Here is a 25669-nt window from a genome sequence, read left to right on the forward strand (position 1 = left end):
TACAAGGTCTTCATTCACGTCAACGCCGAGCACATCATAGCGCTTGTCGGCAATCAGGGCGGCAGTAGGCAGGCCAACATAGCCAAGGCCTACGACAACGACTTTCTCGACCATTCCTGGTCCCTTCGCTTCTTACCCTCCAACCCCACCCGGAGCCGTAGGCGGCCTGATTGGCCTTGTCAAAACTTTAGTGCGCAGCGCAATCTTGCGTTGCGTTATTGCCCGGCAATTAGCAAGTCCCGGATGCGCTCGGAGGAACGCCCGTCGCCAAACGGATTGCGTTCTACCTGCATGGCCCGCCGGGCTGCCTCGTTCTCGAGAAGATTGGAAACTTCTGGCACAATGCGCGCCGGTTCTGCGCCGACGAGTTTCGCGGCCCCGGCCTCCACAGCTTCCTGCCGCTCCGTATGGTCACGCATGACCAGGACCGGCACCTTGAAACTCGGGGCTTCCTCCTGGATGCCGCCCGAATCGGTCAGGATCACGGTCGCCCGCTGCATCAGCGCGACCATTTCCGGATAAGGGACCGGATCGATCAGGTGCATGTTATCGAGGCCGGAGAGAATCTGCAGCGCGGCGCCGCGGACATTCGGATTGAGGTGCACCGGATAGACGAAATCGGTGTCCGGAAACCGGCGGGCCAGCGTGGCGATGGCGCCAAACGCTTCGTTGAAGCGCGGCCCGATATTCTCGCGCCGATGACCCGTGATGAGGACCATCCGCGACCGTGCAAGCTCAAGGCCTTGCGGCAGCTGCGCCTTGCTCGCGGCCGTCTGCAGCAGGGCATCGATCACCGTGTTGCCGACCATGTGGATTGTCCCGCCCACACGCTCGGCCTGCAGGCATTCCGCTGCGCGGTCGGTCGGGGCGAAGTGATAATGGGTGATGCGCGAGGTCATCTGCCGGAAGCCTTCTTCCGGAAACGGCTGCGTCAGGCTGTAGGTACGAAGGCCCGCTTCGACATGGCCAAACCGCTTTTCCCGCGCGAAGGCCGCAAGCGCTGCCGCCATGACAGTCGTCGTGTCGCCCTGGGCCAGCACGACGTCGGGATTTTCCTTCACGATCAGTTCGTCAAGGCCCGCAACGCCGCCGGCGATCACGCTGGCAAGGGTCTGGTTCGGTTTCATCAGGCCGAGATCTGCGTCCGGTTTGAGGTCAAACCAGTCGAACACCTGATCTAGCATCTGCCGGTGCTGGCCTGTGGAAATCAGGCGCGCATCGATCCCCTTGGAATCCCGCAGGCATTTGAACAGCGGCGCCATCTTGATGGCTTCCGGCCGTGTCCCCACCACGACAAAGATACGCATACTTCCCCCGGTTGGGATTCACCGCTGGCAGGGCCAGCAACTTTTCCGCCTTAGACAGAAGGGACCTGCGTCAGGCAAGTGACGATTTTAAGGCAGTATCAGGATGGGCTCACCAACTCGGCGCAGTCGATCACCGCGTCTGCGGGGCCGCCGCCGTTGTCATTGTTGGACAAGACCAGCCATGCGGTGCCGCCCGGAGGCGTCAGGACAAGTTCAAACGGACCCACTCCTGTCACCGGAATTTGATCAACCCAGGCCTCTGCCTGCAGCAGGCCTGCCGAAAAACTGCCTCCATACAGGACCCCGCGCAGCCGCAGGCTGCTGCCCGCGGGCAAGTCCAGCGGCGGCGACTTCCAGAGATATCCGAACGCGGGTGAGACACCGGCCCGCAGATGCAGCCGATGCGATTCCAGAGCTACCTCCGGCGCGCACCACTCTGATTGCGACAGGTCCAGCGGCATGCCGCGCGCCGGTTTCTTCGCCGCTGCCTCCGGCAACCTGTAGCCCGTCTGCAGGCCCGACCTGCGCGCTGCCGCCTTGCTGTCTGTGAAAGACTGCAAGCCTGCCGGCGCTGTGCCGTCACGGCGCCTCGCAAGCACGAACAGGATCGGGGCAAAGCTGAATCCCTCCTGCCAGGCCACGAACGCCGGACCTGTCGCCGCAACCAGATCGCGCAGCGCCGAAGGCAGCATGAATTCCGGCGCATCCCCTCTCAGATATTCGCGGGCGCCGGACCATTGGCCGAGCAGGTAGCCGGTAAGTTCCTCGAGATTGGTGGAGAACTGGCCCGAGAGGTGAACCGGCTCGAAGCCCGCCTTGCGGAGCAGCTCCGACAGGGTTTCGGGTGTCCAGAGATTGATATGACCCGGCCAGGCCGGGCCGCCATGAATCTGCATGCTGTCGCCGCGCATGGTGCGGATATCCGGCGCATTCAGATTCGGCACGGTCAGTGCCAGCAGGCCGTCGGGCTTCAGCCGTGCATGCGCTTCCTGCAGCGCCGACAGCGGATCGGCGATATGTTCCAGCGTTTCCCACATCGTGACGGAATCGAAAGCTACGCCGCCCGCCAGCTCGCCCGGGAAATGCACCTGCCGCCCCAGCTTGCGCGCCAGCGTCACCGCATGTGTGTTGACCTCAATTCCGGCTGCAGCAAACCCCAGCCCTTCGGCCGTTGCCAGCGAATTGGCCACGCCGCAGCCAATGTCGAGCGTTGAAACCGGCATGCCCTGCGGGCGCGCGAGGCAGGCCTTCAAGGCACTGTAATAGCCGGTGAACCGCTGCTGGTCTGCAGATTGCGCCGCCGGATCGACGGCCTGCGAGTCTGTATAGTCGCCATAGCGGCGGGCTTCGGGCACGATCTCGAAATAGCGCTCGAAGAGGTCATGCTTCACGTCCAGCGGCACGAACCAGGTCCGGCAGGTCACGCACTCGTGATAGGGATAGCCGTCATAGCTGTTGAAGATGTGGTCGGACTCCACCCCGCCGCAGGTCGGGCAGTTGCGGCGGGCCAGGCCTTCGAGCAGCGGCGCGCCATGCGTGCGCCAGAGGCGGATCGAATTTGCCCAGTCTTCGCGGGTGAGGTTCGAAAAGGGGTGCGGCAGGCGGATGCGCACATCCGCCGCGGTCGGGGCAGTCTCAACCACATGCAGCGCCCGCGCCAGGGCGGCGGCAAGCCCGGCGATGGCATCTCCCGTGATCGTGTCGCTGCTCATGCACTTGCCTCTCTGGCCCTGTCCTGCGCCACCCTTAGACGCCTGCCGTAGCCGCTTCAACACGCGGCTTCCCACTCCTGCCAATTCCGCTTAAGGAAGCGCCCTGTTGAGTAACGTGTAAGGGAAAACGGCATGTGCGGACTTGTCGGCAGCTACCATCCATCCCGGGACGGAGGGGCGGCGCCGCTCGACCTCCTCGCCCGGATGCGCGACACGATGGAGCATCGTGGTCCCGATGGTGCCGGAGAGTGGATGAGCGCGAACGGCCGCTGCAGCCTCGGCCACCGCCGCCTGTCCATCATTGATCTGTCATCGAATGCCAACCAGCCTATGCTGACACCCGAGGGCGACATCGCGCTCGTGTTCAATGGCGAGATCTACAATCACGCCGAGGTGCGCAAGGAACTCGAAGCGCTCGGGAAATACACGTTCCGTACGGATCATTCTGACACGGAAATGTTGCTCTACGCCTATGCGGAGTGGGGCCCGGAATGCGTGCATAAATTCTACGGCATGTTCGCCTTCGCCATCTATGATGCGCGCGACAAGGCGAATCCCGTGCTGCACCTGTGCCGCGACCGCGTCGGAATCAAGCCGCTCTATTTCGCGCGCACGCCGCAGGGCGAGTGGGTTTTTGCATCTGAAATCAAGGCGCTGCTGAAACATCCAGCGATCCCGCGCGAAATGGATCCGTGCGCGTTCGGCCACTACCTGTCCTTCATCGTCGCGCCCGCACCGATGACGATGTTCCGCAATGTGTTCAAGCTGCCGGCCGGATACTGGGCCACCATCCATGCCAATGGCCGCACGAGCGCGCACCGCTACTGGAACTGCGCGCCGGATTCGCAGGACACGTTCAAGACTAGCGATCTCTCTTTCGACGAGGCGGTCGAAGAGTTCCTGAGACTGATGAAACAGGCTGTGGGTCGCCGGCTGGTATCGGACGTGCCATTCGGCGCGCTGCTCTCGGGCGGTGTCGACTCCAGCCTCAACGTGGCGCTGATGGCGGAGATGATGGACCGGCCGGTGACTACATTCACCGTCGGCTATGAAAGCTATGAGCAGTTCAACGAGTATGACTACGCCAAGCGTATCGTGGCGCAGTACAAGACCGACCATCACGAGACGCGCATCAATTCGCGCGAGGCGCTGAACTTCCTGCCCTCACTTGTTCAGTATCAGGATGAACCGATTGCAGACAATGTCTGCATCCCGCTCTACTTCCTCGCGCGCCTCGTGCGCCAGTCGGGCACGACTGTGGTTCAGGTGGGCGAGGGCGCGGATGAAAACTTCCTCGGCTACTGGTGGTGCGATCACTACCGCAATAAGGCCCAGGCCATCTACGATCCCATCCGCCGCGGCGACCGCTCGCCGGACCTGCTCTCGATCATCCAGCGCAAGTCCGGAACGACGGAAGACCAGGAAATTGCCGAGCGCGCCATTCGCGGCAAGGAACTCTTCTGGGGCGGCGCCATCTGCTGGTGGGGCGGCCTGCGCGACCAGCTGACACCGGACCGGTCGATGTACGATGTCCGCGTGGAGTGCCCGATCGATGGCCTCATGCCGGAATCCCATCAGTCTACGGACAGCCATGCCGTGATCGCCGAATATCTCGGCCCGCTCGCCGGCAAGCTGGATGATCCGGAAGTGCTGCAGAAAATTCCGTATATGGAACTCAAGCTGCGCCTGCCGGAACACCTGCTGATGCGCGTCGACAAGATGACCATGGCGCACTCCATTGAGGCGCGGGTGCCGTTCCTCGATCATGATGTGGTCGAATTCGCGCGCCGTTGCCCGATAGAGTACAAGCTCAAGGATGGCATCGGCAAACGCATCGTGAAGAAGGCTGCCGAACGCTATCTGGACGAAGACATGATCTATCGCCGCAAGCAGGGCTTCGGCGCGCCCATCGACAGCTGGTTCCTCGAGCCGGATTTCGGTAAGCGCACGCTGGCACTTTGGGAGCGCTCGCAGATCAAAAAGGATGGATTCCTCGACAATACCTATGTCACCGACCTTCTGAAGAGCCAGGTCTCCGGCAAGCTGAACTATGGCTTTCATGTCTGGACACTGATGAATGCCGTGCTCTGGCACGAGCACTGGATCGGTGACGGGCTGGCGGATTTCTGAGGCGGCATGTGCGGGCTCGTCGCCGTTCTTGGTCAGGTGCCGCGTCAGGCGGGAGAGTTCGCCGGCCTTCTGAAATCCATGACGGACCGCATCGCCCACCGGGGTCCGGATGCCGACGGTTTTTGCCAGCTGGATCAGGGCCGGCTCGGCTTCGGCCACCGCCGCCTTTCTATCGTCAACCTCGGGCCGGACGGCAACCAGCCAATGACTGAAGCCACAGGCCGCGTGCATGTGGTTTTCAATGGCGAGATCTACAATCACGAAAGCCTACGGCGCGACCTCGAATCGGCGGGGTGCGCCTTCCGCACCACCAATTCCGACACAGAAGTGCTGATCCAGGGCTATATCGCCTGGGGCTGGGAAGGCCTGCTGCAACGTCTGCACGGTATGTTTGCCTTCGTCCTGTGGGACGAGCGCGAGCGGCGCTTGTTTGCCGTGCGCGACCGGCTGGGCATCAAGCCGTTATACTATGCCCGCATCGGCGCAGACCTTGTGCTCTCCTCCGAAATCAAGGCCATGGCGGGCCATCCGGCATTCCGTGCACGGATGAACGAGATGGCCTGTCTCGACATCCTGAATGTGCTGGCAACACCGGCCCCGATGACGCTGTTCGATGGCGTCTTCAAGCTGGCTCCGGGCGAGTATCTCACGGCAGATACCGGCGGCGGCCTCTCGAAAATCCGCTGGTGGGTGCCGCCCGAGACTCCGGAAACTCCGCGCATGACCTTCGAAGACGCGGTCGATCTCGTCCACGACCGCCTGAATCAGGCCGTCCGTGCGCGGATCGCGCGCGAAGTCGAAACCTCAGTCATGCTCTCCGGCGGCGTCGATTCCAGTCTCCTGCTCGCGCTGGCCTCAGAAGCTGGCGCAAAGCTGCGCGCTTTCACTGCCGCCTATGTCAACGACCCGCTGAACGAACTTGCCCCCGCTGCGGAGATCGCGCGCCGCTTTGGCCTCGGCCATGAAGTGATCGAGATAGAGGAAGACAAGGCGATGGCGGGCACGCTGTCGCTGATGGAAGGCATGGACGAGCCGGTTGCAGACTGGGCCTGCATTCCGCTCGACTACCTTTCCCGCGCCGTGCATCAGGCGGGCGTGAAGGTCGCGCTCGTGGGCGAAGGCGCCGATGAGCTGTTCTGCGGCTACGATGCCTGGGGCGATTTCATCCGGGAACGGAGCGTGTGGTCAGCGCTGGCGCAGGCCGGGCGTCTTGGCGCCGGCGGCGCAGTGGCAGCGGCGACGCGCCTTGCGGCCCGCAGCCTACCGCTTGATCGCTTCGGGCTGATCGGCGCGATGGACGTGGCTGCCTCGGTCGCTGCCGGGCGGGGCCGGTTCCGATCCGGCGCTGAGAGCCTGCGCCCGCTGCAGGTCCAGCGCCTTCTCAAGCGCGGCTGGCAGGCCGGCGCGCCGGCGAACGATCCCGCCATGCCGCCTACGCCTCTGCCCGGCCTCGGCGACCGTCTGACCGGCCCGCCGCCCTCGAGTGATCTCTCACCAGATGCCCGCTTCGCCCGCATGCGTGCCCGCGATCTCGGCTTCCGCCTGCCGGAACTGCTCCTGATGCGCGTCGACAAGGTGACGATGGCGCATTCGCTGGAGGCGCGCGTTCCCTTCCTCGATCACTACCTGGTCGAGGATGTCATGCGCATGGCGCCGCAGACGATCCTCGGCCCCGGCGGCACGAAGCCGGTCATCAAGGCCATCGCCCGGAACTACCTTCCGGATCATATCATTGACCGTCCCAAGATCGGCCTCGGCGCCCCGATGGCAAAATGGCTGCGCGGCCCGTTCGGTCTCGACGTGCGCGACATTCTCGCTGTCGAAGCGGCAGATCCCCGCAGCCCGTTCGATGCTGCTACGCTCAATGCCCTACTGATGCGCCACCGCCGTGACGAGCGCGACTATTCGGCGTATCTCTGGCCCGTGGTGAACATTGCCTTGTGGAGGCGCAAATGGCTGAGCTGACGGCGCGCCGCCTCGAATTGCGCGCTGCCACCGATGGCGGCGAGGCGGTTGAGCCCGGCTGGCAGATGATGCTGCTCGAGGATGCCCTTGCGGCGCTGAAGCGCGGACGCGGCATTGCGCGCTGGCGCGAAGTTCGCCTCGTCCTGCCAAATCCCTATGCCCTGCCGCAACCCGTGAAAACCGGTGTCGCCCTCCTGCTGATGGCGCCCGGCCGTGCGGCGATCGTGTCCGGCACCGGCTTCTCCCGCCGCCCGGTCACGCCGTTCAGCCTCGTCACCGATGCGCTGCGCGGCCTGCGCCGCAGCGACGAAGTCGCGCGCGGACGCGGCGAGGTGATAAGCTCGCTGGAAAGCGCCCCCCGCCATCCCGTCAGCTTTGCTTCAGCAGATGGCCCGCCGCTGGTGCTGCGCACAGGCCTCTGGTTCGGGGCGAAAGTCGGCGGCGCCTTCTCGCACGCCGCCGGAATCATCAACGCGATATATGACCGCTTCGGCGCGGTAGACCTTCTGTCTACGGACAGTGTTCCGGAACTCCGCCCGGGCATACAGACACGCCCCCTGGACCTTTCGGGGATCGAAGGATGGCGCTGCGGCGACGGCCTGTATCTCGCCGCCCAACCCGGTCTCTTTGCAGAAGCCCGCCGCCTGGCGCCCGCTGCGGCGCCCGCCTTCGTCTACCAGCGATGCGGCCTGGGGGACATCACCGGCCTGCGTCTGGCCCGCCAGTATAGCCGGCCTTTCGTGCTCGAATATAACGGACCCGAAGTCTGGGTGGCCGAAAAATGGGGCACCGGCATTGGTCACGCCGGGGACTATCAGCATATCGAAACTGAGCTCCTGAAACGCGCGGATCTCGTGCTCGCCGTCAGCCAGCCGCTGGTCGAGGAAGCGATTGCGCGCGGCGCAGAACCCTCGCGCGTCCTACTGTCGCCAAACGCCGCCGATGCCACGCGCTTTCATCCCGGCATCGACGGGCGCCCGGCCCGTGCCCGCCTCGGCCTGGGCCCGCACAAGGTTGCCATGCTGGTATCGAGTTTCGGTCCGTGGCACGGCGTGGAGACGGCGCTCGATGCGCTCGCCCGCATCAAGCAGCGCAATCCTTCGCTGATCGCCGGGTCCCGGCTCGTCCTCGTGGGCCGCGGTGCAGGCTATGAGGCAGCGCGTCATCAGGCGGAGCGTCTCGGCATCTCGCAGGAAGTGATCTTCACCGGCCCCGTGCCATCCGAATCTGCGCCCGAAATGCTCGCCGCGGCAGACATCCTGCTCTCGCCGCAGGTCAACAATCAGGACGGCACCCTGTTCTTCGGCTCGCCGACGAAGCTGTTTGAATACATGGCCATGGGCAAGCCAATTATTGCCAGCGACCTAGCGCAGATCGGCGATATTCTCGACAATGGCAAGACCGCCATCCTGACTGAGCCCGGAAGTGTCGACGCCCTCGCAGACGCGCTGGAGCGGGCCTTCGCTGATCCCTCCGCCCTCGGACATCTTGGCGCCGCCGCCCGGCGCCTCCTGGTGAGCGGGCACACATGGGGCGCGCGCATATCGGATCTCGAAGCGGCGCTGGCGCGTCTCGGAGCGTTTCCGAAATCATGAGCCCGCCCTTTCTCCTGATTGTCACACGGCACTATCCGCCGGAGATTTCAGGGGGCGCGCGCCGGCCTTTTCTCCTCGCAAAAGGCCTGCGTGAACGCGGCTGGCGTGTCGCCATCGCCTCGCCCTTCGCGCCGGAAGGCGAGCCCGACTGGATCCGCACGCCGCATCCGGCGGCAGAGCGGGGCCGTGCGGCGGCAGAGGCCGGCGACCCCCGTCAGGAACCCGGCTGGAAAAGCTGGACCCGCCGCATAGTGCGCTGGCCGGATAATGAAATTGGCTGGGCCGGCGAAGCCGTCCAGGCTGTCATTGCCTCCGCCCTGCGCCCGGACTGGGTGCTGACGACCAGCCCGCCGGAATCGGCGCATGCGGTCGGCGAGCGCCTGAAACGTGCGCTGGGCGTACGCTGGGCGCTCGAAATGCGCGACAGCTGGATTGAGGAACCGCTGCGGCCCGAACTCGCCGCGCCCGGTCTACGCCGCAAGGTCGAGCAGGGCATTGCCGCGCGCTGGCTCGCGGCTGCGGATGCCCGCATCGCCGTATCGGACGCGCTGGCCGCCGAGATGCAGCGCCTCGCGCCCGAGGCGGCATCCCCATTATCCGTGATCGGACATTTCGCGGACCCGCCGCCAGCACCCTTCCGCTTTGACGGCGAAGGCCCGCACCTTCTCCATTCCGGCAGCTTCACGCTGTCTCATGCGGATCGGAAAGTTGGCGCCTTGCTGGCCGCATTCGGCGCACTCCGCAGCGCTTATCCCACGGCGCACCTGCATCTTGCGGGGCGCCTCACGGCTATGGAACGGGCCGAAATCCTCATCTCACCGAATGCTGAGTCCATAACACTTCACGGCGAACTTCCGTATACGGAGGCCCGTGCCCTGCAAGCCGGCGCCGATGCACTGATCCTCTACCAGCAAGGCATCGACGCCCTGCCGGGCAAGCTCGCCGAATACCTCGAATGCACCGCGCCTATCCTCACCCTCGGTGAAGGCCCCTGGAAATCACGCCTCACGAGCATCCCGCACTGGCCGATGGAAGCCGCGGCAATTGCCCTGACGGTGCCCGCCAGAACACCGGAAAACTTGCTCTCGGCCGCTCTCGACAAGTACGAAGCGCGTCTCGGCCGCGCCCCGGGTTGACCTGACGTCCAGAAAGGCGCCGCGCGCAACCGAAAGCGTCAGTCCATCGCAAGCCGGCAATGCCGGGAATACCCGTCACGCACACGCATCAGCCTTCAGCTATGGGAATCCTGCTTTACGCCCGGACCGGCAGAAGTTTCGCTGCTTTTGCCGGCCGGCGTCAAACCCGCCGTCAGCGCCGTGCGGTCGAGGCCGCCGAGTTCCAGCATCTGGTCAAGGAACCGTTCCGGAACCGCAAACACGTTTGAGCCGTGCTGCCCCAGAAGGTCTACGAGGCGGGGTTTGCCGAGGTGTGCGTCGAACAGGATATACCCGTTTTCATGCAGGAAACGTGCAATGTCTGCCACGGAGGCCTTCTTAGTTTCGAGCAGATCATTGGCGATCTCGATGAGGATAAGCGGCCTCTGCGTCGAGATCAGGTTCCGCGCGCCGTTCAGCACGTCGAGTTCAAAACCTTCGACGTCGATCTTGATGGCATCCACTTTAGGCATTCCGGGACGGGCAAACAGGCTGTCGAGGGGCACGACATCCACGACATACTCTTCGGCAGGTGCTGACGAGCGCGATTTTCCATGGATCGTGATGATCGAATCCATCGTGTCGTCGAGTTTCCAGCGGAAATACACGCCCGCCGCCGAGCGGGACGAGAACTGCAGGCTGCCGCGAGCCATGCGCGGCAGGATATCTCCGTAGAAGGTGACGCTCGCGTTGGAGAAAGAGCTTCGAACCCCGTCCGGAATCATCAGTGCACGCTCAGAACTACTGGTCTGCAGCCAAGGGCTGATGACATTGTCCTGAGGCGACACGACGATATCCTGAAGGTCAAAATCAAGCTCGACATCTGAATAGATCAGAACTTCGGCCTGGTGCGCTTTCCCGAGCGCAATTTGCGTGGCCTCTCCATGGAATGAGGTCCAGAAAAAATTGGTTCCATCAACCGTGTACCGAAGGTTTGTGTGCTTCGAGACGGCAAGACCTGTCAGGGAATTGTGCCCGTCGAACATCGCATCGGCAACTGACAGTTTCGCCGTCGTCTCCGCAGAGCCCGCCGCCAGTTCCAGCGTCCGGATATTCAGCAGGCGGTTGATCAGGGCATTCCTGCGCAGGGCTGCCGCTTCCCTTCGGCTGGGCTCAAGCGCAAACACGCTGCCGCCGGGCCCGACAAGGCTTGCGGCTACCGTGGAATACTTGCCGTCATTCGCCCCCACATCCACAAATGTCATGCCGGGCTTCAGCAGCGTCTTCAGGACATTGATCTCGTTCGGATCATAACAACCGTGTACAAACAGTTGCCGCGCCATCTCGGAAGGATGGCCGAACTCGAGCTTCAGATCATTGTACCATTGCAGTTGAAGCGGGAAGGCTGCGTCCGGGTAGTCGAGCATCGCCTCCCAGATTTCGGCGCGTTCGATCGCGGCCGGTGTCGACGGATCCAGGCCCATCACCCAGTTTTGCCGGGGCGACACATCCAGTTCCGGCTTGACGCGCGAGAGCAGGGCGCGGAAGGCGCGCGCGAGACTGGCCGGACGTTTGGGTGATTGTGAGCTGCTCAGCATTCCGTATTTCCTGTCATGGCCGGCCCCCTGTTCTTCACTCATTGGGGCACATGTTGCGCCTTATGCAACACTTCCAGTGTGATCGCACAGGGTTAAATCTTTGAAATCACAGCAATGCGTATTTTTTCTCCGCCCCTCCAATCCGGTGGGCCGGCGGGCGGCGTTAGGCTTCGGGCATACCCTTTCAAACCGGAGCCCCTGATGACCGAATCGCCAAATCTCGCATTGCCTTACCTGCAATCGCAGCAGGCCCAGAAACACGTCACCTCGAACGAAGCCCTGCGCCGCCTCGATGCGCTGGTGCAACTTGCCGTCCTCTCGCGCACCCTCGCCGATGAGCCCGGCGCGCCCGCCGAAGGCGACCGCTACCTACTGCCAGACAGCCCGGCCGGTCCCGCCTGGACAGGCCAATCCGCTGGCACGCTGATGGCGTTCCAGGATGGCGCATGGGAGGCCATTTTGCCGCGCGAAGGCTGGCTGGCTTTCGTGGCCGATGAAGGCGCGCTGGCCGTCTTTCGCGAAGGGGTCTGGTCGCTCGCAGGCCGCCGGGCCGACATGTTCGGCGTCAACACCAGCGCCGATGAAACCCACCGTCTAACGGTCCGGTCCGATGCCGAACTGCTCACGCATGACGATATCACGCCCGGCAGCGGTGATGCCCGCAAGATCATCAACCGCGCCGACAGCGCCAAAGCGGCTTCTGTTCTCTTCCAGACAGGCTTTTCCGGCCAGGCGGAATTCGGCCTCATCGGTGACGATCATTTCCGCCTGAAAGTGTCCGCAGACGGATCATCTTTCTCGGATGTCCTGCTGATTGATACCGAAACCGGCCGGGCGGGCTTCGGCGGCGTGCCCACCGCGCAGGTCAGCATTCAGGGCACTAACATGACCGATCCCAGCATCGGCGATCTGCACATCGAGAAATCAGGGTACTTCGCGCTCCTCTTCCTCGACACTTATGGCGCCTCTGCAGCTTCCTTCTCTATCCAGCGCCGCGCGCGCGGCACGTCCGTGTCCCCCGAAGCCGTCCTGCCGGGTGACACGCTGGGCGGGTTTTCCTTCCGGGGCTACGGCGCCAGCAGCGCCTTCGTGCAGACCGCCCTTATGCATGCCGTGGTCGACGACACGGTCAGCGGCAGCGAAGTGCCCGCTGCGCTGGCTTTCGGGGCAGGGCGCACCTCCGCCGTCGAACGTATGCGGATCACCTCTGCCGGCCGCGTCGGCATCGGCACGTCGGCGCCGAGCTGCGCCCTGCATGTCGCCGGTCCCGCGCGCGTGGCCTCCGTCGACAAGGCCTCGCTTCCGTCAGCATCGGATACGGGCGCGGGCGCCATCCTGCATGTGCCGGACGAGGCAGGCGGGGCCGTGCTCGCCTTCAGCGACGGCACGAACTGGCGCCGGGTTACAGACCGCGCCGTGGTGAGCTGACTGGGCGCACCGCAATTCTGCGGCCCAGCATCTTCAGGGGATTCCACACCATCGCGCGCGCGAGGCTGCCAAGGCTCGCCGTGCGATGGGCCTGCACCACGCGCCGTTCTTCCCAGACCGGGCCGAGCCCGCGCACGGCTTCCACCAGCCCTTTCATCGCATTCCCGAACCGCCCGGTCATCAGTCCGCGGAGGAGAATGGCCATCGTCAGCACGATATGGAAGGGCAGGGTGGCGACCAGCAGCGCCGCCGGCATGCACTTGAGATAAACCCACAACCGGTTGCGCGTGCCATGGCGCACCGCAAACCCGGACACCTTCTCCGACAATCCGCCCCCGGCATGCGACACCACCGCCTCCGGCAGGAACACGCAGTTTCCCCCTTCCAGACGCAGCCGGAATCCGAGATCCACATCCTCGCAGAAACAGAACAGCCGCTCGTCAAACCCGCCCGCCGCCATGAATGTCTCGCGGTGATACACCGCGCTTGCCCCGCAGGGGGAGAAGCAGGCGCCCTCCGCCGGAAGCTCCGTAACCGGACGATGATATCCGCCGCGCCAGGGAATGCCGAATAGCAGGTAATTGTCGCCCGCCCCGTCCAGCTTCGTCTCGTCATGCATCCACAGCTGCGTGCAGGCGAAACTCGTCACGCCGGGATGGCGCATCGTTCCCGCCAGCACTTCCGCCAGCCAGTCCGGCCGCGCCGCCGCATCGGGGTTCAACAGCGCCAGCCACCGTCCGCTCGCCTGCGCCGCCGCCAGGTTGTTGCCACGCGCAAAGCCGTGATTCTCCGTCTCCCGCATCAGCCGGAACGCGGGCAGGCCGCTCGCATCCAGCCCGTCCACCGATCCGTCCGCCGAGGCATTGTCCAGCAGGATGACTTCAAAGCTGCGATGCGTCTGGCGCTTAAGCGAGTCGAGCGCGCCCTGCACATAGGCCCCGCCATTATAATTGACGATCAGCACGGAAAAATCGGGCGTCCCGGTCAAGCGGCAGGTTCCTCTCGCATCGCCACGTCCTTAGGGCGCACCGCGCGACGGCGGCAAGTAGCAAGCTGCGCCGCGCTTAAGCAAAACTGCCGGAAAAGTTTACATACCGCGCCTTTACGGCCCGCATGTTGCAATGCGATAAGCCCTTGCTGTCCACCGCAGCAGCCCCATATTCTCGCTGTGAGCAAAAGTGCTCACGCTGACACCGGAGTGTGCCTCCCTTGTTGCTGACCCTGCTGAAGGCCAAGTTACACTCGGCCACCGTCACCCAGTGCGACCTCCATTATGAGGGCTCGGTCTCGATCGACCAGGACCTGCTGGACGCATCCGGCATCCTGCCGCATGAAAAGGTCGACATCTGGAATGTCACCAACGGCGCCCGCATCCACACCTACGCCCTCGAAGCCCCCCGCGGCTCGAAGACCATCGGCGTCAACGGCGCCGCCGCCCGCCACTTCGCCGTCGGCGACACGGTCATCATCGCCGCCTTCTGCGCCATCGAAGCCGAAAAAGCCCGCCAGCACGCCCCCACCGTGGTTCTGCTGGACAAGGGTAACGAGATCAAGCGTCCGGCTTAGGTCAGCGGTTAAATGCTGATCTACATCCATGGCCGATAGTAAGCGACCGCTGATAGAGCCAGAACTAGAATAACGATACACCCGAGAGCCACGTTGCCAGTCCTTCGCTTGGAACGGGGCGAGGCGGCTGAGCTCGGGCCTGCAGCTGCCTTGACAGCGGGTTGCAATGCTGAGGGCGGCCTGTGGATCACAACATCGCGGCGCCCGGCTGCCTGCCGATACATTTCCTGTTGATAGTAGTTGTGCAGGGCTTCGTACGCTTCCCGGATCGAAGTCGTGCTGGATCTTGCGTCGGCTAGATCGTTCACGTCAGGCAACGAAGGCGCGTTTACAAGATAGACGTGGGGCCGCTCGGTCTGGATGCCGGGACGGGGTGACGGCGCCCGCTCAGGTCCATTGTCTTTCATCAGGCGGGCCGAAACGCTTTTCTTGCTGGAAACAGGCGTAACATGCTTGCGTGCAAGCTTCAGGAGATCCGGTCCCGAGATCTGGTGCTCGCGAACTCCCTGTGGCGGCTTTTTTGCTAAATTAATAGCTTCGCGAGCAAATGTTCTGAAACTTGTGCTGCGAGTCCACTGTCCGATAATGTTTGCACGCATCGGAAGAAACGAGCTGTCCGCAGGCGGATGACCGAACTTTGCGTCCGGAAAGCGCGCGCACAGATAAGCTTTTGTCACGGGCTCTGCAGACTGGAGATACCGTTCATAGTGGCATGCGAGAATAGCGGCTTGCTCGCCGCCATCCTTTGCGCTTTGCCTCTCGTCGAGGGCGATGATCAGAGACGCGAATGCCTCTCCGACGGGAACGTAGGGGTATTTGTGGTTCGTGTCGGACTTCATCAGATCCACGATCCGGAGATGTTCGCCGATCCGGCTGTACGCCGCCGCGAAGGCAGCGAGCGCCAGATCCGGACACCCTGCTTCCTTCCAATTGAACCGGGTATATCCTTCATCGAGCCGCTGCCGATGTGTGGGGTCTGCGGAGTCAGAGAAAGCACCAAGGTGGCGCAGAGCCATCATCATGGCAGGCGCGAAAATGGTCATGTCGCTGATCTCACCCTGTTCCCAAAGGGGGGCGACGGCCTCACTCCATGCCGGCACAGTGCGCGGCCAGATTTCGCAGACAGGCGCGAGCGAAAGCATGGACGAGCAGAGATAGTCAGGATGCGTCTCGACCAGATTTCGCAAGTGCTCCGTGATCACCAGTTCCAGCCGCTCTACGTCTTCGATACTGTCGGTACCGCCCCGAAGCAGTCCGATCATCGCGTTCGAGAGTCCATCCAGATAGTCATAGACGGATACACCGGTCAGGGTGGACGTGTTGGCAATGAAATAGTCCCGGCTCAGGGCCTGGATCGAATCTAGCAGGGTGAAATAGGAGCGCGCACGCGACGGCGGATACTGGAACTGCGGCTGGCTGACCTGATGGTAACGCTTCCTGAATTCGGGCTTCAGGTGGATGAATTCGTCCATGTCCTGGAACGCCGCCTTGATGGAATCGTGGATCTTGAACGCGCCGATCGTATCGACCATGCTGACGAAGCCCAGCGCTGCCATGCGGTCGCGAGTTTCACTCACCTCCTCAAGAGAGCAATTCAGGACGTGCGCGGCAGCCACATCATCCATCGCAACCACCGGAGTGACCGCCAGACAATTGAGATACCGTGCGGCGGCTTTGTCCTGTTTGGTAAGTGTTTGCCGCCAGCTATCGAGAAGGTGGTTGCATATATGGCCGCGGGCAATCTGCTGAATACTGAGGGATACGCCAGGAAGCCCGGGTTCATTTCTTGCAAACCAAGAGATGATCTGCAGGCAAAGCGGTAGGCCAGTTGTTTGTTGGTACAGGCTCAGAACTTCATCTTTCGACAGAGGCTTCCATCCCGGAGTTCTGGAAATCTGCGCAATACCTTGCGTGAATTCTTCCAGATCAAGGCCATTGGTTGCATGCGTTTCGACTTCGAAGCCTAGATCTGACAGATATGACCTGACCAATTCGGGTGCCCGGGAATGCCGGGCGGTCACGATGACAGAGTTTGCGCCCGCGCACATCTCCTGTAGCCAGGGCCGCGCGGATGACATGAGTTTCGGGTTGCTCTCTGCGTCTTGTGAAAGATCTGTCCCGCCCAAAAAGTCATCTACAAGAAGCAGGTCGCGTGCACGGATGATTCCACTTCGCGCACGGAGAAAGCTTACGCGACGGACATCACAGTCTATATCGTTTGCTATGTCATGAGCCAGGTTCGATTTACCCGATCCGGATGGGCCGTGGAGCAGCAACGCATACTTCCGGCCGGCCATTCTGGCTGCCTCAATCTTAGACCTGAGCTTCCCGACGAGACTTTCACGCCGGACATATACAGGCATGTTTCCTGATCTTCTGGGATCGGGATCCTTTGCCAGTCCCTTCTGTACCAGTGCAATCAGTGAAGCGGCGGCTGCCTCCGGGCTCGTTTCCGCAGTGACGTGAAGCGCGCCTTGTTGGCGCGCCGAGAGCCGCCACTTCAAGTCAGGGAGAATGTTCGCGGGAAACTCACCTGGTCGTCCGCCGGTCAGGCTGAGAACAAGGATCTGGCGATCGTATTGTTCTGCGAGGGCGATTTCGTTCAGGACTTCTTTCGACTGAGCTGAGTTGGGAGTTAGAATCAAGACCAGCCGGTCGGTTCCCTGGATCGCCTTGACGAGAGGTTCGCGCCAGGATTGCCCTTCTGCGGAGGCAAGAAGATGCCGGTCGATTGCAACGGCCAGCCCTTTTTTCCTGAGGCACTCGGCGAATGCGGTGGCAAAATCCTGGTCCGCGCGCGCATAGCTGATGAACACATCGGCAAACTCAATGTCCGTCATCTCGTCCCCCCGAGCCCGATGGGACAATTTAACATGATGTGCTGCAGCCTTTAAGCGAAATCCTTATCTTCGGCCTGACAAGCTGAGACCTCCCCCATTACCTCCGCAATGATCTCAAACGACCGCCGCCGCTTGTCCTGATCGTACATGTCGGAGACGACCATCAGCTCGTCCGCCTGCGTGCGCGCCAGCAGTTTCTCGATCCCGCGCTTCACCGTCTCCCGCGACCCGATGATCGCGACATCCAGCATCGCCGCCGCGCGCGCTTTCTCTGCCGGTGTCCAGTAAGTGTCGATATCGTCGATCGGCTTCTGCATCAGTCGCCGCTCGCCGCGCACAAGATTCGCAAACGACATCTGCTGCGAGGTCGCGAGATACTTCGCCTCCTCATCCGTCTCTGCCGCGATGATGTTCACGCCGATCAACGCATAGGGCTTCGCCAGCTTCGCGTTCGGCTTGAAGCGGTGGCGGTAAATCTCCAGCGCCTCGTCCAGTGCCTGCGGGGCAAAGTGAGAGGCAAAGCCATAGGGCAGGCCAAGCTCCGCTGCGAGCTGCGCGCCGAAAAGGCTCGAGCCCAAAATCCACAGCGGTACATCCGATCCGGACCCCGGCACTGCCTCGATCCGCTGGCCGTCCTTCACCGGCGCCAACCACATCTGCAGCTCGACCACATCCTGCGGGAACCGCTCGGCCTCCTCCGGATGCACACGCAGCGCCCGCAGCGTCAATTGATCCGTGCCCGGAGCACGCCCGAGCCCCAGATCAATCCGCCCGGGATAGAGCGCTTCCAGCGTGCCGAACTGTTCGGCGATGATATAGGGTGCATGGTTAGGCAGCATGATACCGCCCGCGCCGACGCGGATCGTCTTCGTGCCCGCCGCGATATGGCTGATCACCAGCGAGGTCGCCGCTGTCGTCACCGCCGCCATGTTGTGATGCTCGGCTACCCAGAACCGCTTGTAGCCCAGCGCTTCGGCAAGTTGCGCCAGCCGCCGCGCCTCATTCAACGCATCCGCCCGCGTAAATCCCTCCCGCACCCGGCCAAGTTCAAGGATCGAGATTTCGGTCAAGGCGGGCTCCTGCGTATCTGTGGAGGATCAGATAAGGCCGCTGACGGCCGGAACCAATAGGCTCAAAATCCCGCCGGCTTCGCCAGCCCCGGCGACGACACGCACACGGCCTTGAACCGCGCACCCATTTCCTTTGGGTCAATCAGTCGGTTCGCCGCCTGGAAGATCACTTCCGCATCGTCCGGGTTCGCCTCGATCAGCTGGCCAAGCCGCGCCTGCGCGCCGAGGCCCAGCAGGAACATGCCCTGCGGCGCGGGCCCCGCCACGTCCAGCCCCGCCGCCGCCGCCAGCCGCGCGAAGCGCCCGAAATCCACGTCCACCGTCAGGTCGCACATCCCGGGCGTCTCCAGCGGCGAGACCTGCCGGCCCTCACGGTATGCCCGCAGCGTGTCGCCGGGCGCGCGGTCATCTGGGCCATAATCGATAAACAGTGTACGGAAGGCTTCGCGCCGCGAGGCAAGATCGGCAATCACGAGGTCCAGCCCCGTCTGCACCTCCACCGCCTCGCCCGCCAGCGCCGTGCCGTGCGGCGGGCTCGGCTCATCTGCGGCGAGGCCGAAGGCCAGCCGCCCGTCGCCGTTCAGCCCGACGACACACTCGCGCCATCCCCCCTCTGCGGCGCGGAATTGCCGCGCGGGCAGGCAGTCGAGATACTCGTTCGCCACCAGCAGCATCGGCCCGTCCGGCACCTGCGCCAGCGCCGCAGCGAAGTGCGGCGTCATCGGCGCAAACATCTCCTCCAGCGCGCCGCGCATCACCGGGCTCGGCTCCACGAAGGTCAGCCGCGCCGCGTTCAGAAACTCTGCTCCGCCCGCCGCGCCGGCAATCCGCAGCGTATCCAGCATCAGTTGCCCGCGCCCGGGCCCGATCTCGACCAGGCGGAACTCTGCCGGCTTGCCCAGCGCCCGCCATTCATGCACCAGCCACAGGCCGATCAGCTCGCCGAACATCTGGCTCGTTTCCGGCGCTGTTATGAAGTCGCGCCCGATGCCGGGCCGCGCCGCGTAATAGCCATCCTGGGGATCATGCAGCACCAGCTGCATGTAAGTTGATAATGGAATAGGCCCGCCCGTTTCGATCAGGCGCATCAGCCGCTGTTCAAGGTTCATTATAGTCTAAGTCCGGTATTCCGGCGCCTCAACGCGCCTTTGCAGGCACCATATAGGCCGCACCGAATATGCCTGCCAGCAGGATCAGGACCCAGGAGGACAGGGAGGCGAAATCATACACAGGCTGGTCGCGGTAGAACCAGTGAAGGCCGACATGCACGACCGCGAACAGGCACATGCCATAGCGCACCGAGGCGCGCCGCGAGAATTCCGCATAGAACAGCATCGCCAGCACGACCGGTACATGCGCCCACATGAAAATCTGCTGGTCCAGGTTGGTCATGTAACTAAGGGAGCTGCGCCCCTGCAGCAGGATTGAATCAAGCTCGTGCGTGACAAGGCACGCGGCGGTCAGCCGGTACAGGCTCTCTGATCTCATTGCGCCTTCCTCCCCAGGATTGCGCGCGATTGGGCGTAAGGAAATCTACTTACCCGCCACAGTTATACCTGTTTTTCCTGCCGTTTCAATGCATTCCAGATGAGCCAGGCCCCGCCCAGCCACATCGGCACCGAAAGGATCATGCCCATGGTCAACCATTCGGGGAGGCCGCTCACGAAGGAGTCCGGCTCGCGGAAGTTCTCGGCCACCGACCGGCCCACCCCGTACATGATCAGGAACAGGCCCGCGACGAGGCCGGGCCGCTTCAGCGCGCCGAACTTCCACACCAGAATCGACAGGATAATCAAGGGCAACCAGCCCTCCAGCACCGACTCGTAAAGCTGGCTCGGATGGCGCGCCAGCTCGTCGCCGCGGTACACCCATTCACTCGCCTCCCAGTTGTAGGCGGGCGGTGTCGACCCCGGCACATACCCTTCCGGGAACACCATGCCGATGGAGCTTTCCGTCGGCCGGCCGTAAAGTTCGGCATTGGTGAAGTTGGCAATCCGCACGAGGCCAATACCGATCGGCGCCGTCACGCCGGCAATATCGCCCACCGAAAGCAGCTTCACGCCCCGCTTGGCTGCAAACCACCAGAGCACGATCACCACGCCCAGGATGCCGCCATGAAACGCCATGCCGCCATCCCAGATGCGGAGGATCGACAGCGGGTCTGCCGTCAGCACGTCCATCTGGTAGGGCACCATGTAGAACAGCACATAGCCGAGCCTGCCGCCGAGGATGATGCCGATGATGATCCAGAACATCAGGTCGTCCATCGCCTCGCGCGACAGCGGCGCCTCGCCGCCCCAGATCGCCGGGCGCTTCAGCATCTCGGTGGCATACCACCAGGCCCCGGCAATGCCGCCGATATAACCGAGCGCGTACCAGCGCAGATGGAACTCGCCGAGGCCGATGAAGCCGAAATCAATCGAGAACAGCGCCGGGCTCCACTCCGGAAACTTCCAGGCGGCCTGCGCGAGGAACTGGGTAAGGTAAACGCCCAGCGTGGCGAGAAGGTCAGTCATGCGGCGTCTTTTCCCTGTCTGGCCGGCGCCTTATCTGATAGGCCACCAGTACACCCGGCGCGAAGGAGTAGCCGCATGGCAGGGACAAATCCACTGCTTGATGACATTGCCACCCTGATGACCGGCGCGCTCGGCGCGGCCCGCGCGGCTGGCGAAGAGGCGAAGACGGCAGCGCAGGCCCGCGTGCGCGCGCTGATTGCCGACATGGACCTTGCCGGCCGCGACGAAGTCGAAGCGCTGAAGGCCATCGCCACCGCCGCGCTCGACCGCGTCGACCAGCTGGAAGCCCGCCTGGCGGCCCTCGAGGCCGCGCAGGGGAAATCCACCGCTTCGTGACCCCCTCGCTGCAGAAGCCGATAGACAATCGCTTTCCGTCCGATTTGATCGGTAATGGATTTGTTAAGCGAATCCTGTCCCACCTTGTCCAAACCGATGCGGAGGCGCCCGAATGAGCCTGAACCTCGACCGCAGCATGGAGTTCGAAGCCGACCCGCTCGACATCGTCGAAGTCGTGCTTGAAGCCCTCGGTTGGCCCGCCGACCGCGATGATGAAGGCACCCTGCAGGTGGTCGCCGAAACGCGCTGGGGCGACATGGGCGCCCTGTTCGCCTACCGGCCGGAGCCCGCCGCCATCCACTTCTCGCTGACACTGGACGTGAAGGCGATGGCCGCGAAGCGCGCCGCCATCGCTGAACTCGTGATGCTCGCCAATGAACGCCTCTGGATCGGCCATTTCGATTTCTGGGCCGAGGACGGCGTCATCATCTACCGCTACACCTTCCCGATGGACGGCCGCGATGAGATCACGCAGGGCGAAGTCCGCTCCGTGCTGGCCGCCGCTGTCAGCGCCGCTGACCGGTTCATGCCCGCCTTCAACTTCCTCGTCTGGGCCGGCAAGTCGCCGCGCGAGGCGATGGAAGCGGTGATGTTCGAAACTCACGGCGAAGCGTAAGGCGCCATGCCTGCCGCCGCGCCGACCCTTGCCCTCATCGGCGCCGGCCGTATGGGCACCGCTCTCGCGCGCGGCTGGCTGAAGGCGAAAACCAAACGCCAGATCGTCATCATCGAGCCCAGGCCGTCCGAAGAAGTGCAAGGCTGGGCCGCCGAGGGCCGCATCCTCCTGAACCCTCCCGCGCTTGCGGCCACGACAATGGTGCTCGCCGTCAAGCCGCAACAGTTCGCAGCCATTGCCGAATCCGCAAGAGCCTATGTCGGCCCGAAAACCCTCATCGTCTCGATCATGGCCGGCGTGCGCATCGCGCAGATTTCCCGCCGCCTCGACACCAGCCGCATCGTGCGCTCCATGCCCAACACGCCGGGCTCCATCGGCAAGGGCATCACCGTCTTCGCCGCCGCGCCCGGTCTCGCCGCCGCTGACCTGAACGCCGCCGAAGCCCTCCTCACGCCGCTCGGCGAAGTCCACGGCCCGGTGGACGAAAACCTGATGTCCGCCGTCACCGCGCTCTCCGGCAGCGGCCCGGCCTATCTCTTCCTGCTCGCCGAAGTGATGGCCGAAGCGGGCGAGGCTGAAGGCCTGCCGCGCGCGCTCGCCCAGCAGCTGGCCCGGCGCACCGTGGAAGGCGCCGCTGCTCTCATGGCCGCCAGCGGCGAAGACCCCGAAGCCCTGCGCCGCGCGGTCACTTCCCCCGGCGGCACCACGCAGGCAGCCCTTGACATCCTCATGGACACGGGTGGGATGCCCCGTCTGATGAGAGATGCCCTGAGAGCCGCCGCCGCCCGCGACCGGCAGCTCTCCAAAGAGGCAGACTGAACCCCGGGAGGCTCCGCCTTTGCGGCTGCGGAAAAGATCATCGAGAAGGGGCTGAAAGCTGCCCTTGACCTCGCCGCCACGCGCGCCTGGACGGATATTCCGCTCACGGACATTGCCGCCAAGGCGAAACTTTCGCTATCGGATTTCCACGGCGTTGCCGCGCGCGAAGATCTCGTCGAAGCCCTCGATGGCTGGTTCGACAAGGCCATGTCCGCCGAAGGCGTGCCGGATGATACCTCGCCGCGCGAGCGCCTGTTCGAAGTCATCATGCTGCGCTTCGAGGCGATGGAGCCCTACCGCGCGGGCCTGACCGAAATCCTGAAATTCCGCGAAACCTCGCTGACCCATCTCGTGCGCCTGCCGCAGCACCGCCACGCCACCGCCGCCTGGGCGCTCGCCTCCGCCGGGCTCGACGATGACACCGGCGCCCCCGCCAGCCTGAAACGTATCGCCATCGCCTTCGTCATCTCCGAAACAGAACGTGCCTGGCGCCGGGAAACGAGCGGCGACTTCGCCCTCACCATGGCCGCGCTCGACAAGGGCCTGCGCCGCGCCGAGGACCGCCTCGGCCAGTTCCGCCGCTTCACGGGGCGCAAGACCCCGAACACTCCGACCCCTGAGGAAACGCCAGAATGAGCCGTCCCGGCCTTGATACACACCCGCTCGAACTCGGCCCCGAATGGTTCAATGAACTTTTCGCCGAAATCGGCATCGATGCCGAAGTGAAGTCATTGACTTCGAAATCCATCGGCACCGGCCAGATTGGCGAGAATGTCCGCTTCGTGTTCGACTATGCCCGCGCTGGGGCGAACGCCCCCAAAACCCTCGTCGGCAAGTTCCCCTCCGCCAACGAAACCAGCGTCGCCACGGCCAAGCTTCTCAATCACTACAAGCGCGAAGTGATGTTCTACCGCACTTTCCCGAAAGTCGCGGGCCGCATCACGCCAGATGCGCTGTACACGGACTATGACCCCGAAACCAACCGCTTCGCCCTGATCATGGAAGACATGGCCCCGGCAGAGCAGGGCGACCAGCTGAAGGGCTGCGGTGTCGAAGAAGCAAAGCTCGCGATGGAAGCCGCCGCCGTGCTGCACGCCGCCCACTGGCAGGACCCGGTGCTGGATGAACACGACTGGCTCCAGGGCTCCGCCAAGGCGCCGCCGCCAGGCCTCGGGCCGGAAATGGTCGCGGCCCTCTGGGGCGGCTTCAAGGAGCGCTACGCCGCTCACATCGATGCCGGCCAGATTGAAGTCGGCGACGCCTATGCCGCCAGCCTGCCGAAATGGGGCGACCAGTATCAGGGCCCGTTCGCGCTCACGCACTCGGACTACCGCCTCGACAACATGCTGTTCGGCAAGCCCGGCGCGAAGAAGCCGCTCGCCGTCGTCGACTGGCAGACGGCGGGCAAGGGTGCCCCCGCCAATGATGTCGCCTATTTCATCGGCGCCGGCCTCACGCGCGACGAACGCCCGAAACACGAGCAGGCCCTCCTGCGCCACTATCACGAAGCGCTGAAAGCCGAAGGCATCACCAGCTACAGCTTCGATGATCTTTATACGCACTATCGCTGGTTTGCGTTCTACGGCATCTCGGTCGCCTTCGCCGCCGCGATGATTGTCAAGCAGACCGAACGCGGCGACGACATGTTCCTCACCATGCTGCGCCGCCACTGCGCGCAGGTGCGCGACAATGGCAGCCTCGATCTCCTGAAAGGCCTCGCCTGATCAGCGCCGCCCGCGCACCATCGGATTTCCCGCCCGCCCGGCAAAATGCACCATGATATCCCGCCGCGAGTCAATCGCGCTACAGGCATCGGCGGACACTTCCATCACGCCCATCCGCGTCTGCAGCACGCCGATGCTCTGATACTCGCCGGTCTGCTGGATCGTGCCGCTGAGATTGCGCCCGGCCTGCGCGAGGCACGCCGTGTTCCCGGTCCCGCTCTGGATGATCGCGCCGGCATTGTGCTGTCCGAACTGGCGCAGCGCCGCATCATGGCCGCTGCCCGTCTGCGATATGCCCGCCGCATTGCCGCGCCCGCCCTGAATGACAGAGGCAGAGCCCGGCGCCCCTTGCGCCGAGGCCACTGCGATGAAGCTGAGCCCCGCGAACAGGGCGGCCGTCACGGCCAGTTTGCGTTTCAACATGGAAAACCTCCTAAGACCTGACTTCGCGGCGGCAGACCACACCGCCCGCATCGCTGAGCGTCAGCACAGCGCGGTAGCTCCGGTTCGAAATCTCCGCGAAGCCAACCGTATCGCTGCGTCCCGCCGGCAGATCCATCGGCCCGGATTGTCCGATGTCGGACGATCCACCAGACCCGCCGGCCGTGATCACGAAGTCATAGCCCCCCCGCAGGCGCCGGTCCGACTGCGCCACCGCTTCCAGCCGCGTGCCATGGGCCGTGCGCGTCGCGTAGATGTCACAGCTCACCCCGGCATAGGCGGGATAGGCCGCATGGGGCGGTGTCTGCGTCTGCGCGGCGCAAGCCGCCACAGCGGCAAGTGCCGCAAGGGATGCAAGTTTCAGCATGGGATCAACTCCTCGGGCTTCGGGCCATTGCGGGGAGGCGAGGCATCGCCTCCCCGCGCGGCGCGTCAGTTATATCCGCTCTGCACGACGACCGAGATATTGCCATCCCCGCGCTGGCGCACCGTCACATCCTGGCCATTGCCCACCTGGATGATGGCGGAAGAATTGTTCCATCCGTCCTGGTCGGCCACGGCCGTATTGTTCCGGCCGATCTGCGCGATGCCGGAGACGTTGTTATGCCCCGTCTGCAGCGTATCGGCGCGCAGGTTGCGCCCGTCCTGTCCTGTCACGGCGAGGTTGTTCGAACCAACCTGCATCGTGCCGACACTGTTGCGCGTGCCATACTGGTCCATGCGCAGGAAGTTGTTGTAGCCGGACTGCACGCCCTGCGCATAATGGCCATTGCCGCCCTGCACGACGACCGTGCCATTGCGCGATCCCTGCTGCGCGGCGGCCGCGCCGTTATTATAGCCCCGCTGGTCAATCTGCACCCTGTTGCGCGGGTCTGCATGGGCAACGCCGAGGCTGGCGACGAGAAGCGCCGC

24 protein-coding genes are annotated in these 25669 nt (G+C 63.8%); 11 read left to right on the forward strand and 13 right to left on the reverse strand.

Annotation, left to right across the window (positions count from 1 at the left end; all coding sequences use genetic code 11):
• From ACK4TE_RS13715 to ACK4TE_RS13725, 3 genes are all read right to left on the reverse strand, one after another.
• Positions 1-114, reverse strand: a 114-nt coding sequence (locus ACK4TE_RS13715; protein WP_409912117.1) for a hypothetical protein, incomplete at its 3' end; no start/stop codon positions are given.
• Between the two features lie 101 nt (positions 115-215).
• Positions 216-1307 (reverse strand): non-hydrolyzing UDP-N-acetylglucosamine 2-epimerase, encoded by a 1092-nt coding sequence (gene wecB / locus ACK4TE_RS13720; RefSeq protein ID WP_409912094.1) that lies wholly within the window; start codon positions 1305-1307, stop codon positions 216-218.
• 98 nt (positions 1308-1405) lie between these two features.
• On the reverse strand, positions 1406-3019 hold the full coding sequence (locus ACK4TE_RS13725) for a class I SAM-dependent methyltransferase (RefSeq protein WP_409912095.1): 1614 nt from the start codon (positions 3017-3019) through the stop codon (positions 1406-1408).
• Positions 3020-3151: 132 nt separating this feature from the next.
• On the opposite strand from ACK4TE_RS13725, the gene asnB (ACK4TE_RS13730) reads away from it, so the two are divergent.
• The 4 genes from asnB (ACK4TE_RS13730) to ACK4TE_RS13745 are packed head-to-tail and all read left to right on the forward strand — an operon-like array spanning position 3152 to position 9845.
• Complete coding sequence (gene asnB, locus ACK4TE_RS13730) at positions 3152-5149, forward strand: asparagine synthase (glutamine-hydrolyzing) (RefSeq protein ID WP_409912096.1); 1998 nt, start codon at positions 3152-3154, stop codon at positions 5147-5149.
• Positions 5150-5155: 6 nt separating this feature from the next.
• On the forward strand, positions 5156-7114 hold the full coding sequence (gene asnB / locus ACK4TE_RS13735) for an asparagine synthase (glutamine-hydrolyzing) (protein WP_409912097.1): 1959 nt from the start codon (positions 5156-5158) through the stop codon (positions 7112-7114).
• Positions 7102-8709, forward strand: a complete 1608-nt coding sequence (locus ACK4TE_RS13740) for a glycosyltransferase family 4 protein (RefSeq protein WP_409912098.1) — start codon at positions 7102-7104, stop codon at positions 8707-8709. The genes asnB (ACK4TE_RS13735) and ACK4TE_RS13740 overlap by 13 nt, the downstream gene beginning before the upstream one ends.
• Positions 8706-9845, forward strand: coding sequence for a glycosyltransferase (locus tag ACK4TE_RS13745; RefSeq protein WP_409912099.1), 1140 nt, complete (start codon positions 8706-8708; stop codon positions 9843-9845). Before ACK4TE_RS13740 ends, ACK4TE_RS13745 begins: the two co-directional genes overlap by 4 nt.
• A 95-nt stretch (positions 9846-9940) precedes the next feature.
• Here the strand turns inward: ACK4TE_RS13745 and ACK4TE_RS13750 are convergent, their stop codons facing one another.
• Positions 9941-11401, reverse strand: a complete 1461-nt coding sequence (locus ACK4TE_RS13750; RefSeq protein WP_409912100.1) for an FkbM family methyltransferase — start codon at positions 11399-11401, stop codon at positions 9941-9943.
• Positions 11402-11602: 201 nt separating this feature from the next.
• Here ACK4TE_RS13750 and ACK4TE_RS13755 point away from each other — a divergent pair, with 201 nt between their 5' ends.
• Positions 11603-12829, forward strand: a complete 1227-nt coding sequence (locus ACK4TE_RS13755) for a DUF2793 domain-containing protein (protein WP_409912101.1) — start codon at positions 11603-11605, stop codon at positions 12827-12829.
• Here the strand turns inward: ACK4TE_RS13755 and ACK4TE_RS13760 are convergent.
• On the reverse strand, positions 12804-13817 hold the full coding sequence (locus ACK4TE_RS13760) for a glycosyltransferase family 2 protein (RefSeq protein WP_409912102.1): 1014 nt from the start codon (positions 13815-13817) through the stop codon (positions 12804-12806). The genes ACK4TE_RS13755 and ACK4TE_RS13760 overlap by 26 nt on opposite strands.
• A 221-nt stretch (positions 13818-14038) precedes the next feature.
• Here ACK4TE_RS13760 and panD point away from each other — a divergent pair, with 221 nt between their 5' ends.
• Positions 14039-14395 carry an aspartate 1-decarboxylase gene (gene panD / locus ACK4TE_RS13765; RefSeq protein WP_409912103.1) on the forward strand — a complete coding sequence of 119 codons (357 nt, stop codon included), beginning with the start codon at positions 14039-14041 and terminating at the stop codon, positions 14393-14395.
• A 20-nt stretch (positions 14396-14415) separates the two neighbouring features.
• On the opposite strand, the gene ACK4TE_RS13770 is transcribed toward panD, so the two are convergent.
• The 5 genes from ACK4TE_RS13770 to lgt form a co-directional block, all read right to left on the reverse strand.
• Positions 14416-17235 carry a TIR domain-containing protein gene (locus ACK4TE_RS13770; RefSeq protein WP_409912104.1) on the reverse strand — a complete coding sequence of 940 codons (2820 nt, stop codon included), beginning with the start codon at positions 17233-17235 and terminating at the stop codon, positions 14416-14418.
• Between the two features lie 50 nt (positions 17236-17285).
• A complete protein-coding gene (locus tag ACK4TE_RS13775) occupies positions 17286-18305 on the reverse strand; it encodes an LLM class flavin-dependent oxidoreductase (protein WP_409912105.1) in 1020 nt (339 codons plus the stop codon).
• A 62-nt stretch (positions 18306-18367) separates the two neighbouring features.
• Entirely contained in the window at positions 18368-19414 is a 1047-nt protein-coding gene (locus ACK4TE_RS13780) for a class I SAM-dependent methyltransferase (RefSeq protein ID WP_409912106.1), read from the reverse strand.
• A 28-nt stretch (positions 19415-19442) separates the two neighbouring features.
• Positions 19443-19793, reverse strand: coding sequence for a DUF6713 family protein (locus ACK4TE_RS13785; RefSeq protein WP_409912107.1), 351 nt, complete (start codon positions 19791-19793; stop codon positions 19443-19445).
• Between the two features lie 62 nt (positions 19794-19855).
• Entirely contained in the window at positions 19856-20821 is a 966-nt protein-coding gene (gene lgt, locus ACK4TE_RS13790; protein ID WP_409912108.1) for a prolipoprotein diacylglyceryl transferase, read from the reverse strand.
• Between the two features lie 75 nt (positions 20822-20896).
• On the opposite strand from lgt, the gene ACK4TE_RS13795 reads away from it, so the two are divergent.
• The 5 genes from ACK4TE_RS13795 (at position 20897) to ACK4TE_RS13815 (ending at position 24316) form a co-directional block, all read left to right on the forward strand.
• Positions 20897-21157: an accessory factor UbiK family protein gene (locus ACK4TE_RS13795; RefSeq protein ID WP_409912109.1), complete on the forward strand. Its 261-nt coding sequence runs from the start codon at positions 20897-20899 to the stop codon at positions 21155-21157.
• A 112-nt stretch (positions 21158-21269) separates the two neighbouring features.
• A complete protein-coding gene (locus tag ACK4TE_RS13800) occupies positions 21270-21773 on the forward strand; it encodes a YbjN domain-containing protein (protein WP_409912110.1) in 504 nt (167 codons plus the stop codon).
• Positions 21774-21779: 6 nt separating this feature from the next.
• A complete protein-coding gene (proC, locus tag ACK4TE_RS13805; RefSeq protein ID WP_409912111.1) occupies positions 21780-22592 on the forward strand; it encodes a pyrroline-5-carboxylate reductase in 813 nt (270 codons plus the stop codon).
• Positions 22593-22799: 207 nt separating this feature from the next.
• Positions 22800-23228: a hypothetical protein gene (locus ACK4TE_RS13810; RefSeq protein ID WP_409912112.1), complete on the forward strand. Its 429-nt coding sequence runs from the start codon at positions 22800-22802 to the stop codon at positions 23226-23228.
• Positions 23225-24316, forward strand: coding sequence for a phosphotransferase (locus ACK4TE_RS13815; RefSeq protein WP_409912113.1), 1092 nt, complete (start codon positions 23225-23227; stop codon positions 24314-24316). Before ACK4TE_RS13810 ends, ACK4TE_RS13815 begins: the two co-directional genes overlap by 4 nt.
• Here the strand turns inward: ACK4TE_RS13815 and ACK4TE_RS13820 are convergent, their stop codons facing one another.
• The 3 genes from ACK4TE_RS13820 to ACK4TE_RS13830 form a co-directional block, all read right to left on the reverse strand.
• Positions 24317-24739: a hypothetical protein gene (locus tag ACK4TE_RS13820; RefSeq protein WP_409912114.1), complete on the reverse strand. Its 423-nt coding sequence runs from the start codon at positions 24737-24739 to the stop codon at positions 24317-24319.
• A 10-nt stretch (positions 24740-24749) separates the two neighbouring features.
• Entirely contained in the window at positions 24750-25124 is a 375-nt protein-coding gene (gene csgH, locus ACK4TE_RS13825; RefSeq protein ID WP_409912115.1) for a curli-like amyloid fiber formation chaperone CsgH, read from the reverse strand.
• A 65-nt stretch (positions 25125-25189) separates the two neighbouring features.
• Positions 25190-25669: curlin-associated protein (locus ACK4TE_RS13830; RefSeq protein ID WP_409912116.1), on the reverse strand; the 480-nt coding region annotated here is incomplete at its 5' end.

The sequence above is a fragment of the Hyphomonas sp. genome (assembly GCF_046313975.1).
Classification (GTDB): domain Bacteria; phylum Pseudomonadota; class Alphaproteobacteria; order Caulobacterales; family Hyphomonadaceae; genus Hyphomonas.

Coding starts and splice junctions, on each gene's coding strand:
- wecB (WP_409912094.1), bottom strand. CDS start 1,307: ATGCGTATCTTTGTCGTGGTGGGGACACGGCCGGAAGCCATCAAGATG.
- ACK4TE_RS13725 (WP_409912095.1), bottom strand. CDS start 3,019: ATGAGCAGCGACACGATCACGGGAGATGCCATCGCCGGGCTTGCCGCC.
- asnB (WP_409912096.1), top strand. CDS start 3,152: ATGTGCGGACTTGTCGGCAGCTACCATCCATCCCGGGACGGAGGGGCG.
- asnB (WP_409912097.1), top strand. CDS start 5,156: ATGTGCGGGCTCGTCGCCGTTCTTGGTCAGGTGCCGCGTCAGGCGGGA.
- ACK4TE_RS13740 (WP_409912098.1), top strand. CDS start 7,102: ATGGCTGAGCTGACGGCGCGCCGCCTCGAATTGCGCGCTGCCACCGAT.
- ACK4TE_RS13745 (WP_409912099.1), top strand. CDS start 8,706: ATGAGCCCGCCCTTTCTCCTGATTGTCACACGGCACTATCCGCCGGAG.
- ACK4TE_RS13750 (WP_409912100.1), bottom strand. CDS start 11,401: ATGCTGAGCAGCTCACAATCACCCAAACGTCCGGCCAGTCTCGCGCGC.
- ACK4TE_RS13755 (WP_409912101.1), top strand. CDS start 11,603: ATGACCGAATCGCCAAATCTCGCATTGCCTTACCTGCAATCGCAGCAG.
- ACK4TE_RS13770 (WP_409912104.1), bottom strand. CDS start 17,235: ATGACGGACATTGAGTTTGCCGATGTGTTCATCAGCTATGCGCGCGCG.
- ACK4TE_RS13780 (WP_409912106.1), bottom strand. CDS start 19,414: ATGAACCTTGAACAGCGGCTGATGCGCCTGATCGAAACGGGCGGGCCT.
- ACK4TE_RS13785 (WP_409912107.1), bottom strand. CDS start 19,793: ATGAGATCAGAGAGCCTGTACCGGCTGACCGCCGCGTGCCTTGTCACG.
- lgt (WP_409912108.1), bottom strand. CDS start 20,821: ATGACTGACCTTCTCGCCACGCTGGGCGTTTACCTTACCCAGTTCCTC.
- ACK4TE_RS13795 (WP_409912109.1), top strand. CDS start 20,897: ATGGCAGGGACAAATCCACTGCTTGATGACATTGCCACCCTGATGACC.
- ACK4TE_RS13800 (WP_409912110.1), top strand. CDS start 21,270: ATGAGCCTGAACCTCGACCGCAGCATGGAGTTCGAAGCCGACCCGCTC.
- proC (WP_409912111.1), top strand. CDS start 21,780: ATGCCTGCCGCCGCGCCGACCCTTGCCCTCATCGGCGCCGGCCGTATG.
- ACK4TE_RS13810 (WP_409912112.1), top strand. CDS start 22,800: ATGTCCGCCGAAGGCGTGCCGGATGATACCTCGCCGCGCGAGCGCCTG.
- ACK4TE_RS13815 (WP_409912113.1), top strand. CDS start 23,225: ATGAGCCGTCCCGGCCTTGATACACACCCGCTCGAACTCGGCCCCGAA.
- ACK4TE_RS13820 (WP_409912114.1), bottom strand. CDS start 24,739: ATGTTGAAACGCAAACTGGCCGTGACGGCCGCCCTGTTCGCGGGGCTC.
- csgH (WP_409912115.1), bottom strand. CDS start 25,124: ATGCTGAAACTTGCATCCCTTGCGGCACTTGCCGCTGTGGCGGCTTGC.